This is a genomic window from Nonomuraea sp. SBT364, from assembly GCF_001083785.1.
Classification (GTDB): Bacteria; Actinomycetota; Actinomycetes; order Streptosporangiales; family Streptosporangiaceae; genus Nonomuraea.
In genome coordinates, this window is the sequence record NZ_LAVL01000079.1 from 26,448 (window position 1) to 37,619 (window position 11,172).

The 11,172-nt window shown below is 71.8% G+C and carries 14 protein-coding genes; 9 read left to right on the forward strand and 5 right to left on the reverse strand.

The window, feature by feature from the left end:
- The first annotated feature begins 28 nt into the window (after positions 1 to 28).
- From ADY59_RS28750 to ADY59_RS28760, 3 genes are read left to right on the forward strand one after another with little or no spacing between them, the layout of a single operon-like run.
- Positions 29 to 1,123, forward strand: a complete 1,095-nt coding sequence (locus ADY59_RS28750) for a glycosyltransferase family 4 protein (RefSeq protein WP_082310486.1) — start codon at positions 29 to 31, stop codon at positions 1,121 to 1,123.
- A 14-nt stretch (positions 1,124 to 1,137) separates the two neighbouring features.
- On the forward strand, positions 1,138 to 1,380 hold the full coding sequence (locus ADY59_RS28755) for a hypothetical protein (protein ID WP_049568266.1): 243 nt from the start codon (positions 1,138 to 1,140) through the stop codon (positions 1,378 to 1,380).
- Positions 1,377 to 1,838 carry a hypothetical protein gene (locus ADY59_RS28760; protein ID WP_049568267.1) on the forward strand — a complete coding sequence of 154 codons (462 nt, stop codon included), beginning with the start codon at positions 1,377 to 1,379 and terminating at the stop codon, positions 1,836 to 1,838. The genes ADY59_RS28755 and ADY59_RS28760 overlap by 4 nt, the downstream gene beginning before the upstream one ends.
- Here the strand turns inward: ADY59_RS28760 and ADY59_RS28765 are convergent.
- Both ADY59_RS28765 and ADY59_RS28770 read right to left on the reverse strand, forming a co-directional pair.
- Positions 1,822 to 3,312, reverse strand: coding sequence for a DUF2079 domain-containing protein (locus ADY59_RS28765; protein ID WP_231618939.1), 1,491 nt, complete (start codon positions 3,310 to 3,312; stop codon positions 1,822 to 1,824). The genes ADY59_RS28760 and ADY59_RS28765 overlap by 17 nt on opposite strands.
- Positions 3,313 to 3,348: 36 nt before the next feature.
- Positions 3,349 to 3,726: a hypothetical protein gene (locus tag ADY59_RS28770; RefSeq protein WP_049568272.1), complete on the reverse strand. Its 378-nt coding sequence runs from the start codon at positions 3,724 to 3,726 to the stop codon at positions 3,349 to 3,351.
- A 140-nt stretch (positions 3,727 to 3,866) separates the two neighbouring features.
- Between ADY59_RS28770 and ADY59_RS28775 the strand changes: the two genes are divergently transcribed.
- Together ADY59_RS28775 and ADY59_RS28780 are read left to right on the forward strand one after the other, a co-directional pair.
- A complete protein-coding gene (locus tag ADY59_RS28775; RefSeq protein ID WP_049568275.1) occupies positions 3,867 to 4,961 on the forward strand; it encodes an FAD-dependent oxidoreductase in 1,095 nt (364 codons plus the stop codon).
- A 62-nt stretch (positions 4,962 to 5,023) separates the two neighbouring features.
- A complete protein-coding gene (locus tag ADY59_RS28780; RefSeq protein WP_049568278.1) occupies positions 5,024 to 6,136 on the forward strand; it encodes an aromatic ring-hydroxylating oxygenase subunit alpha in 1,113 nt (370 codons plus the stop codon).
- Here the strand turns inward: ADY59_RS28780 and ADY59_RS28785 are convergent.
- Positions 6,103 to 6,660, reverse strand: a complete 558-nt coding sequence (locus ADY59_RS28785; protein WP_231618940.1) for a DUF1707 SHOCT-like domain-containing protein — start codon at positions 6,658 to 6,660, stop codon at positions 6,103 to 6,105. The genes ADY59_RS28780 and ADY59_RS28785 overlap by 34 nt on opposite strands.
- 181 nt (positions 6,661 to 6,841) lie before the next feature.
- Here ADY59_RS28785 and ADY59_RS28790 point away from each other — a divergent pair, with 181 nt between their 5' ends.
- Entirely contained in the window at positions 6,842 to 7,777 is a 936-nt protein-coding gene (locus ADY59_RS28790) for a sensor histidine kinase (RefSeq protein WP_049568281.1), read from the forward strand.
- Here ADY59_RS28790 and ADY59_RS28795 read toward each other — a convergent pair.
- Positions 7,762 to 8,736 carry an aldo/keto reductase gene (locus ADY59_RS28795; RefSeq protein WP_049568285.1) on the reverse strand — a complete coding sequence of 325 codons (975 nt, stop codon included), beginning with the start codon at positions 8,734 to 8,736 and terminating at the stop codon, positions 7,762 to 7,764. The genes ADY59_RS28790 and ADY59_RS28795 overlap by 16 nt on opposite strands.
- The gene (locus tag ADY59_RS28800) at positions 8,733 to 9,083 is read right to left on the reverse strand and encodes a MerR family transcriptional regulator (RefSeq protein WP_049568288.1); all 351 of its coding nucleotides are present in this window, start codon (positions 9,081 to 9,083) and stop codon (positions 8,733 to 8,735) included. The genes ADY59_RS28795 and ADY59_RS28800 overlap by 4 nt, the downstream gene beginning before the upstream one ends.
- Before the next feature lie 202 nt (positions 9,084 to 9,285).
- Between ADY59_RS28800 and ADY59_RS28805 the strand changes: the two genes are divergently transcribed.
- From ADY59_RS28805 to ADY59_RS28815, 3 genes are all read left to right on the forward strand, one after another.
- A complete protein-coding gene (locus ADY59_RS28805; protein WP_197093910.1) occupies positions 9,286 to 9,900 on the forward strand; it encodes a DUF998 domain-containing protein in 615 nt (204 codons plus the stop codon).
- A gap of 74 nt (positions 9,901 to 9,974) precedes the next feature.
- Positions 9,975 to 10,433, forward strand: a complete 459-nt coding sequence (locus tag ADY59_RS28810; protein ID WP_049568297.1) for a universal stress protein — start codon at positions 9,975 to 9,977, stop codon at positions 10,431 to 10,433.
- Positions 10,434 to 10,691: 258 nt separating this feature from the next.
- A partial coding sequence (locus ADY59_RS28815) for an amino acid permease (protein WP_197093912.1) occupies positions 10,692 to 11,172 on the forward strand: 481 nt, incomplete at its 3' end.

Genomic DNA, 11,172 nt, shown 5'->3' on the forward strand with positions numbered 1-11,172 from the left:
TAGTCTGGGAGGGGTGCGGATCTTTCACGTGAGTGACTGTTACCTGCCGAGACTCGGGGGAATCGAGGTGCAGGTCGCCGATCTCGTCCGAATGCAGCGCGAGTCCGGACACGAGGTCGAGCTGGCCACCGCCACCCGGGGCGAGGCGCTGCCCGGTGTGCACCGGATCGTCGCCCGCGTGCCGTTCGACCTGCCGGTGCACCCGTCGGGCGTGAGGCATCTCACCCGCCGGCTGGCCGGCTCCCGGCCGGACGTGGTGCACGTGCACCTGGGGGCGGTCTCGCCGTTCGCCTGGCAGGGCGTGCGCGCCGCCGTCCGGCTCGGGCTGCCGTGCGTGGTGACGGTGCACAGCATGTGGGACCCGGTCACGCGCGCCCTCTACCGGCTGCTCGGCCTGGCGTACGGGTGGCAGCGGTGGGACCTGGTGGCCACCACGGTGAGCAACGCGGCGGCGGCCCCGATCCGCGCGGTCGCCGGTTCCCGGGTGCCCGTGCACGTGGTGTCCAACGGACTGGATCTGTCGGGCTGGCGGCGCTTCCCCGCCGGGAGCCCTCCGGACGGCCGCGGCGAGGTGCACGTCGTCGCGGTCGGCAGGCTCGCCCCGCGCAAGCATCCGGTACGCCTGCTCAAGCTGCTGGAGCTGGCCCGTGCGCGGGTCCCGGCGGCGATCACGCTGCGCGCGACCGTGGTCGGCGACGGCCCGGCCCGCGCCTCGATGGAGCGCTACCTGGCCAGGCACGGCATGACCGGCTGGGTGTCGCTGCCCGGCCGCTACACCCGCGAGCAGATCGCCAAGGTGCTGGAGTCGGCCGACGTGTTCGTGGCGCCGGCGCCACGGGAGTCGTTCGGCATCGCCGCCCTGGAGGCGCGCGCCGCCGGGCTGCCGGTGGTGGCGCGGTCGCAGAGCGGGGTGGCCGACTTCGTCAGCCACGGGACCGAGGGCCTGCTCGGCCGCGACGTGAACGCCCTGGCCGGCGCGGTGGCCGAACTCTGCGCCGACGCCGCGCTGCGCGAGCGGATCACCCGGCACAACCGCGCCACCCCGCCGGCGGCGGGCTCCTGGCCGGTGGTCCTGGAAGGGTTCGACCACGCCTATGCGCAGGCGACCGGCCGCCCGGTTTGAGGTATATTGTTACCATGGTAACAGCGGAGCGGACCCAGACCGGGCTCCGCGTGGAGAAGAACCTGCTCAAGGTCCTCAAGGGCCTGGCCGAATATCTCGACATGTCCCTGGGCGACCTCGTCGAGGGCATCACGCTGCACGCCTTCGAGGGGCGGGCGCCGTTCTCGCCCGAGACGCTCGACAAGATCGGCCAGCTCAAGTCCGTCTACGGCCTCACCATGACCGCCGAGGACGCGCACCGGCTGGTGGACCGGTGACGGGGGTGCAGTATTCGCTGAGCGGCCTGGTCGCGGTGCCGCTGCCGCCCGCCGAGGCGCTCCTGCTGTTCACGCCGCGCGGCGAGGAACGGTGGGTCAGGGGCTGGCGGCCGCGCTTCCCGATGCCGTCCGACGACGACTGCGCGCCGGGCACGGTCTTCGAGACCGACACTCACGGCGAGCGCACCACCTGGATCGTGGTCGACCGGCAGGAGGGCAGGCGCGTCTGCTACGCCAGGGTCACCCCCGGCTCCCGGGCCGGCACCGTCACCGTGACGGTCACCGACGACACCCGGGGCGGCAGCACGGCCGAGGTCGTCTACGACCTCACCGCCCTGTCCCCGCAGGGGGCCCGCGAGCTGCGCGGCTTCGCCGACGGTTACGCCGACCACCTGCGTTCCTGGCAGGTCGCCATCGCCGAGCACCTGAGCGCCCCGGAGGCTATGACGCCCGGTTGAGCACCACGTAGCCGTCGCGCTCGAACACCTTCGTGTAGCCCTCCGTCAGCAGCCTGCCGACCTGGGCGACCTGCTCCTCGGCGGTGCCGAACGGGAACTCCCAGCGGGCCGTGTCGGCCACCACCCAGGGCGCGCCCTGCGGCCGGCCGGTCCACAGCAGCACGGTGGCGCGATCGGTCAGGCCGGGACCGACGGAGTTGGCCGCCTCCACCGTCACCCCCGAGGGCACGCGGGCGACGGCGGCTTCCGCGGCGGCCGTCTTGACCGGGTCGCCCTCGTAGAACGCTGGATGGTAGAGCTGGTCCAGGGCGAATCTGGGCACCAGGGTGACCGCCACCGCGCACACGGCCACCGCCCAGGCCAGCGTCAGCGACCGGTCGCCGGGCCGCTTGAGCCGGCGCAGCAGCCTGGCCAGCCCGTCCACGCCCGCGCAGAACAGGATCGCCACGGTGAAGGCGTTGTACTGGAAGTCCGCCTGCCACCACAGGTGGCGGTCCGCCAGCATGCGTTCGAGCACGTGCGGCAGCGCCACCAGCGTCAGCGGCGACAGCAGGCACACCAGCAACGTCGGCCACGCCAGCAGGAACAGCGTGTCGACCTTGGCCTCCTCGCTGAAGGGCAGCAGCAGCGCGCCGAGCGGATCGCGGATCAGCGTCAGCACCGCGCTCGGCACGTCCGGCCCGAGATGGTTGTAGGCCCAGAAGTCGGCGGGCTCGCCGCCCAGCATCGGGACGAGCGCGCCGCGGGTCAGCAGCACCCCGCCCAGCCCGACCGCTGCGCAGCACACGCCGCGGAAGCGGTCGCCCAGCCAGAACAGGTACGCGCCGAAGCCGATCACCATCAGCCCCATGTCCTCCTTGACCAGGAGGAGCGTGAACAGGGCGGCGAAGGCCGGCAGGTCCCGGCCGGCGTGGTAGCGCTCGATCGCGACGGCGGTCAGCAGCGGCACGAACATGACCTCGTGCGCGTCGAACGCCACCGCCTGCGCCACCGGCCATGACAGCGCGTACGCCACCGCGACGAGATAGGCGGGGCCGGCCCCCAGCATCCGGCGGGTGAACAGCCAGATGAACGGGATGGCCGCCGCGAACAGCAGCGCCTGCGCGACGATCAGCGAGGCCGGCCCGTCGTGCACCCAGTAGAACGGCGCCAGCAGCGCGTAGACGGGCGAGAAGTGGTCGGCGAGCTGCAGATAGTCCAGCCCCCGGTCGTGGAAGGCACCGAGGACCGGCGCGTACGGCAGCCGGAACGCCGCGTAGTTGCGGACGGTTTGATCGAGGATCACCAGGTCGAACGTGCTGGTGCGGTAGGTGGCCAGCTCGACCAGGCCGATCACCGCGTACGCGACGGCCGACGCCAGGCTGAGGAGACCGACCCGCAGGCGGTGCCCCCTCAGCCAGGGTTTGAACCGGGTCATGAAACCGGAGAGCGCGGCGGGGACCTTGGCCCGCCCCGTCAGCGTGTCGCCCGTCACGGGCAGCAAGACTAGACCGATTTCATGGGGAACGTGCTAGCTGCAGGCGCTCTGGATCTTCGTCGCGGAGCTCTGGAGGTTGGTGGCGGCTTCCATCAGGGCCGTCGGGTTCGACGCGTCGGCCTTCAGGCCCTCCAGGCCGGCGGCCATGTCGTCGAGAGCCGAGCGGAGCTCACCGTCGTAGTCGGCGGCCAGCGTCTTGACCTTGCCGGCAGCCTCGGAGCTGGCCTTCTCGATCGCCGAGGGGTCGGTCGCGGCGCTGGCCATCGCGGTGGTGACGCCGTTGAGGATGGTGGTGACCTCGCTGGCGACCTTGTTGCAGTCGACCGCGGTGCCGATCGCGCCGCACGCGGTGGTGAGGCCGGCAAGGGTGAGCGTCGCGATCGCGATCGCGATGCGGCGAGGGGGAGTCATGGTCTTGCCCTTCGTAGGTGTAGGAACGAGGGGACAGTATGGCGCGAACCTTGACCACCGCTTGCACCCCACTAGCATCATCGATATCAAGCCGATGTAAAAGCGGGTATCTGTCTTCGAAGTATCGAGACAGGTGTCATATGAGGGTCATCGTGATCGGGGCGGGTGTCGCGGGCCTCGCGCTCGCGCGCGGGCTGATCGGCGGCGGGCACGAGGTCGAGGTGTACGAGGAGGCCCCGGAGCCGCGCACGGCCGGTGGGTCCGTCTCGCTCTGGCCGGGCAGCACCGCGATCCTGCGTGGGCTCGGGGTCGACCTGTCCGGCGCCGGCCGGCGGCTGGAGACGCTGGAGTCCTGGTCCACGCGCGGGCGGGTGCTCAGTGCGGCCGACCTCACCGACGCCGAGCGCGCGTACGGCCATCCCACCGTCCACGTGGCCCGCGGCGAGCTGGTCGGGCTGCTCGCCGAGGGCGTGCCCGTCACGTACGGCGCCGCGGCCGAGGGCGTCGACCCCGGCAGGGCGCTGGCGCGGCTGGCCGGCGGCCGTACGGTGCGCGGCGACGTGCTGGTGGGCGCCGACGGGCGCCGGTCGGCGGTCCGGCACGCGATGCTGGGCGGCGATCCCGCGCGGCTCAGCGGCTGGGCGACCTGGCAGGGGTTCGCCACCGAGCCCACCGCGCTCACCGGCGCGGGCCGGGCCGTCATGATCCCCGGCCGGCATGGGATGTGCGGGCTGATCCCGGCGGGCGGTGGCCGGCTGCTGTGGTGGTTCGACGTGCGGACGGGCCCCGGGCGGCCGTTGTGGGGCGACGATCCCGATCCGGTGGGGAGACTGCGGCGGCTGTTCGGCGGCTTTCCCGATCCGGTGCCGCGCATCCTCGCCACGATGACCGAGCCCGAGTTCTTCCCGCACCACACGTGGCGGATCCCGGACGTGTGGGGGCACGGGCCGACCACGCTGGCCGGCGACTCGGCGCACACCATGCCGCCCGCCATGGCCCAGGGCGCCAACCAGGCGCTGGAGGACGCGTGGCTGCTGGCGGGCTCGATCACCGGCGACCTGCGCGCGTACGAGCGGGCCCGTGCCAGGCTGGTGCGCCGGTCGGCGGTGCTGGCGGGCACCGAGTTCACCAACCGGCACGAGATCCTGGCCCGGCTGATCCCCCGCAGGCTCGCGACCAGCGTCTACACCCGGTGGCTCCGGTGGGCCAGCGGCTACCTCTTGACAGCCTCCTAGGCCGAGCTGACTATTTCGCATATAGGGCAACTCGGTGCGTATTACGCAACAAGGAGTGTCTGTTGACCAGCACATCGAGCCTGATCTCCACGCTGCCCGGACGCTCCTACACCGACCCCGAGGTGTTCGCCCGCGAGCAGGCGCTGATCTTCGAATCGCTCTGGTTCTGCGCGGTCAGATCCGGCGATCTCGCCAGGCCGGGCGCGTTCCGAACCGTCCAGGCGGGGCGGGAGAACGTGATCGTGGTGCGCGGCCGCGACGGCTGCCTGCGGGCCTTCCTCAACGTCTGCCGGCACCGCGGCGCGCGGCTGTGCCTGGAGGAGGAAGGCGAGGTCAGGCGCACGATCCGGTGCGCCTACCACGCCTGGTCCTACGACCTGGACGGCACGCTCGCGGCCGCGCCCAACCTGGCCAGGATGCCGGACGTCGACCGGGTCGCCTACGGGCTGGTCCCGGTGGCGCTGCGCGAATGGCTCGGGTACGCGTGGATCTGCCTGGCCGACGAGCCGCCCCCGTTCGAGGAGAGCGTGACGCACGCCGCCACCGAACGGCTCGGCGACCCGGCCGCCATCGAGCGCTACCACGCCGACACGCTCGCCGTCGGCCGCCGCGTCCGCTACGACGTGCGCGCCAACTGGAAGCTCATCGTCGAGAACTTCATGGAGTGCTACCACTGCGCGACCATCCACCCCGAGCTCACGGCGGTGCTGCCCGAGTTCGCCGGAGGGTACGCGGCGCAGTACTACGTCGGGCACGGCGCCGAGTTCGCGCAGCGCGCCGAGGGGTTCACCGTCGACGGCGGGGCGGGGTTCGGCAAACTGCCCGACGTCGCCCCCGAGCAGGACCGGCGCTACTACGCGATCACCGTCAAGCCGCAGGTGTTCGTCAACCTGGTGCCCGACCACGTGATCGTGCACCGGATGTTCCCGCTGGCCGCCGACCGCACGATCGTGGAGTGCGACTGGCTCTACCACCCCGACGTGGTCGCCTCGGGGGCCGACGTGTCACGCTCCGCCGAGCTCTTCCACCGGGTCAACGAACAGGACTTCGACGCCTGCGAGCGGACGCAGCTCGGCATGTCGTCGCGCGCCTACACCAAGGGCGGCGTGCTGGTGCCCAGCGAGCACCACATCTCCGCCTTTCACGACTGGGTGAACCAGCGCTTGCGCGGATAGCGGACCGTCAGCTGGCCGTACTTGCTCTCGCCCGTCACCACCACGTGCAACGTGCCCGGCCGCCGGCGCCCGGGCACGTCGGCGGTGGACGTGCTGCCGTACGTGGCGCGGAACCCGTCGACGTTGGCCGATGCGCCCGGCGGCAGCACGATCTTGGCGGAGCCGTACTTGAGGTCGAGCTCGACCTCGATCACCGGATGCGCCACGACCGCCTCGCTGAAGTCGAGATGGGCGCCGCCGTGCTTGGAGACGACCCGCAGCCGCCGCGGCACCGCCCAGTCGCCGGTGCGCTTGAGCTGGTCGTGCTTGGTCTCCAGCACGACCACGTCGTCGACCGGGGGCGCGTCGGCGGGCAGGTCCTCGACGATCTTGATCAGGTCGCCGTGCAGCTTGGCGCTCAGCGCCAGTTCGAGCCGGTCCTCCAGTTCGAGCTGGTCCAGGCGGCCCTCGGTGAAGGCGCGCTGCAACTGCTGGGTGATGCGTTCCCGATCCGCGTCGGACGCGCGGATCTGCATTTCCGACATGATTTGAGCATAGGGTCGCATCGGTCAGAACGGGAGCGGACGGCCTGCGGGGGTACGCAGATCGAGGGGGAGCGGGCGGCGAGGGGGCCGGGGCCGCTGTACGATCTGAAGTCTCTTCACACTGAATAGCTACCCAACAGTCGGCCTTGATGACACCAACGACAGGTAGCGTGGAAAGGCGATGTTGGCAGATCCGTTCGTGCACCCGGCACTCTTCTACAGAGGCGACCGGGAATACGCGGCTGCCACGACCGCATTCATCCGCGAGGGCCTCTCGGCCGGGGAGCCCGTGGCCGTCTCCGTTCCACGGCGCAACCTGGAGCTGATCGAGCACACGCTGGGCGCCGACGCCGCGCGCGTGCTGATGCTCGACATGACCCGGGAAGGGCGCAACCCGGGCCGGATCATCCCGGGGGTGCTGCGCGACTTCGCCGACCGGCATCCCGACGAGCACGTGCGGATCATCGGCGAGCCGATCTGGCCGGGCCGCAGCGCGACCGAATACCCCGCGTGCGCCCAGCACGAGGCGCTGATCAACTACGCGTTCCGGGGCAGGCGGGTGACCATTTTGTGCCCGTACGACCTCGACGGGCTCGACGCCGAGGTCATCCGCGAGGCGTGGCTCACCCACCCCGTGCTGCGTGACGGGGCGGGCGAGCGGGTCAGCGACCTGTACGCGCCGCAGGCGGTCGTCGACGGGCACAACCGGCCGCTCGACGAGCCCGGCGACCACGTCGCGCTCCGCTTCGACCGGCGCAACCTGGCGGCGGCCCGCCTGCTCGCCGGTGAGGTGGGCGCCGAGGTGGGCTTCGCCGACGCGCGGCTCGACGACATCCGGCTGGTCGTCGCCGAGCTCAGCGCCAACAGCCTCGACCACGGCGGCGGCTCCGGCCTGATCCGCGTGTGGCGCGCCGACGACCGGCTGGTCTGCGAGGTGAGCGACACCGGGCACATCACCGACCCGCTGGCCGGGCGCTCGCCCGTCGATCCGCGCGTGCCCGGGTCGCGCGGGCTGCTCATCGTCAACCTGCTGAGCGACCTGGTGCGGGTGCACACCCGGGCGGGCGCCACGACCATCCGGGCCTACTTCGACCTGCCCGGTCACGCCTCCAGGTAGGTCATGTCGGCGTAGCGGTCGCCGCGCACGGCGTCGGCGGGCACGGCCCGCTCCAGCGCGGCGAGCTGCTCGCCGGTCAGCTCGATGGCCGCGGCCGCCGCGTTCTCCTCCAGGTAGCGCAGCCGCTTGGTGCCCGGGATCGGCACCACGTCCTGCCCTTGGGCGAGCACCCAGGCCAGGGCGAGTTGCGCCGTAGTCACCCCGGCCGCCTCGGCGATCTTGGTGACCTCGGCCACCATGGTGGCGTTGTGCGCGGCGTTCTGTCCCGTGTTGCGCGGCATCCACTTGCGGAAGTCGTCGTCGGGCAGCTCGTCCGCCGGCGGCAAGGTGCCGGTGAGGAAGCCGCGGCTGATCGGGGAGTAGGCCACCAGCGCCACGCCCAGCTCGCGGGCCGCCGGCAGGATCTCCCTCTCCAGGCCGCGGGTGAACAGCGAGTATTCGCTCTGCAGCGCCGCGATCGGGTGCACGGCCGCCGCCTCGCGCAGCGTCCGCGCGTTCACCTCCGACAGCCCGAGGTGACGCACCTTGCCCTGCGCCACCAGGTCGGCCATCGCGCCGACCGAGTCCTCGACGGGCACGTCGGGGTTGCGGCGGTGCATGTAGTAGAGATCGATGTGGTCGACGCCGAGACGGCGCAGCGAGGCGTCGCAGGCCGCGCGGATGTAGTCGGGGCTGTTCTCGATCGTCCGGCCGCCTCCGGCGCGGTTCACGCCGAACTTCGTGGCGAGCACGACCTCGTCCCGGCGGCCCTTGATGGCCCGGCCGACCAGTTCCTCGTTGTGCCCGCTGCCGTACATGTCGGCGGTGTCGAGAAAATTCATGCCAAGGTCGAGGGCGCGGTGAATGACGGAGATGGACTCCGTCTCGTCGCCCTTGCCGTAGAACTCCGACATCCCCATGCAGCCCAGCCCGAGAGCCGAGACCTGAGGGCCGCCGGTGCCGAGTGTGCGCTTGTTCATTCTTGTCCCCTGTACATGTCGATCTTGTAGTCCAGGGCCAGCAGGTCCTGGGAGAGCTCGGCGATCCTGGCCCTGACCCGCGCGCGGTGCCGCTCCAGCATGGCCCGCCGTTCCCCGATCGTCTCCGGGCCCCTCCGGAGCAGCTCGGTGTAACGGCACATGTCCGCGACGGGCATGCCGGTGGTGCGCAGCTTGGTCAGGAACGCCAGCCACTCCAGATCCTGCTCGGCGTAGTCGCGGTGCCCGCTGGCGTTGCGGCCGACCGAGTGGATGAGCCCGATGCGCTCGTAGTAGCGCAGCGTGTGAGCGCTCAGGCCCGACCGTTGCGCGGCCTCCTGGATCGTCATGTCTCCAGAGTTCCCCTTAGAGTGCGCTCGAAGTCAAATCCCTACCCTCCCTGAGGGGGGAAGCCCTACCAAGGACGGTATCCGCGCAGGTCATCGCGACCCTGACGGGGGTATTAGGTCCGAAGTAGTAGGGGATTCCTCAGGGCCCGCCGGGGGCGATCTCCGATACTCCTCAAGGCCGGATTCCGCGACTTTTAAGTGCATGAGGGGATTGCTTGTCAGCGGATTCACGGCCATCGGCACCGGCGCCGGCACCATGTTCGCCCTGCACACCGAGGCGGGGCTGGACCCGATGCACACGGTGATCAGCGAGTACGCCTTCCAGGCGGCCGGCTGGTTGCTGCCGCTGTCGCTGACGCTGTTCGCGATGGGCTCGACGCTGATCGCCGAGGCCATGCGCCGGGCCGGGGCGGGCCACCGGGTCGTCGCGCTGCTGCTGGTGTGGGGCGCGAGCATGTTCCTCATCGGCGCGTTCCCCACCGACCCGCCCGGCGTCCCGCTGTCGCTGTCGGGTGGCATCCACCGCTACGCAGCCTTCGTCGCCTTCCTGGTGATGCCCGCGGCCGGGCTGCTGCTGGCCAGGGGGCGCATCCGCTACGCCCGTGCGGTCCGGGTGCTCAGCATGATCGCGCTGTTCGCCCTGGTCGCCGTCGTGATCCCGTACGTGGTGCGGATGTTCGGCATCCCGCTGTCCAACGAGGACTTCCCCGCCGGGCTGATCCAGCGCGTCGTGGTCGCCACCGAGCTCGGCATCCTGGCCCTGGCCGGTCTGTCGATGCTCAGCCCCGCCGCCCGCCGCGTGCCCGCCCTGGCCTGACCTCCCGTACCAGGAGTGAACGGCTCCCCTTCGGTAAGAGGGGGAGCCTGACACTTGGTATGGAGGTAACCGGCATGACCATCCTGATCGCCTACGACGGCTCCGACGACTCCAAGGCCGCCATCGCGTTCGCCGGCAAGATGTTCCCCGGCCGGCACGCGGTGGTGCTGACCGTGTGGGAGCGGCTGGCGATGACCTCCGCCCGGGCGTCCGCCGGGCTCATCATGACGATCGACAACTCCGCCGCCGAGGACGAGGCCATCGGCAAGGCCATGCGCGAGCTCGCCGAGCACGGCGCCTCCCTCGCCACCGAAGCCGGTCTGGACGCCACCCCCCGTTGCTCGTCCGACGCGGTGGCCGTCTGGGCGACGATCGTGGACACGGCCGACGAACTGGACGTCGAGCTCATCGTCACCGGGACCCGGGGGCTCGGCGGGGTCCGCTCGATCCTGCTGGGCAGCACTTCCGACCGGGTCCTGCACCACTCCCGGCGTCCCGTCCTCGTCGTCCCCGGCCCGGAGTCCGGGGCCTGAACCGTCCCCGGAGCCCGTCAACGCCCACACCCGGCGGGGCTCCGGGGCGCTCTTCTCCGGCACGCGCCGGGCGTTCTCCCGGAGGACCCACGCCGGACGCCGGGCGGTCGTCCGCTCTTTCCCGGGCGTACCCCGGCGCGACGGGAAAGTGTCGGCCGGATGGTGCAGAGTGGCCTCCGGACATGAGGAGGGCGGGTGGCCGGAGGGCTGGCTAGACGGTTGGGCACCGGCGACGCGGTGGTCGTCGGGCTCAGCGCGATGGTGGGCGCGGGGGTGTTCGCGGCCTTCGCCCCGGCGGCGCAGGCGGCCGGCACGTGGCTGCTCGCCGCGCTCGGGCTGGCCGGCCTGGTGGCCTACTGCAACGCGACCTCCTCCGCGCGTCTGGCCGCGCTCTACCCCGAGTCCGGCGGCACCTACGTGTACGGCAGGCGACGCCTCGGCCCGTTCTGGGGCTATCTCGCCGGGTGGGGCTTCACCGTCGGGAAGACGGCGTCCTGCGCGGCCATGGCGCTCACCTTCGGGGCTTACGTGGCCCCCGGCCTGGCCCGCCCGCTGGCCGTCGGGGCCGTGGTGGTGCTGACCGCGCTCAACCTGTCCGGCGTCCGGCGATCCGCCGCGGCGGCCCGGATCATGGTGGCGTTCGTCCTCCTGGTGCTGGCCGGAGTGGTGGGCGTGGCCCTCGCGGGCGGCCCCTCCGCCACCCGATCCGCCACGCCCGCCGCTCCGGCCAGCACCAGGA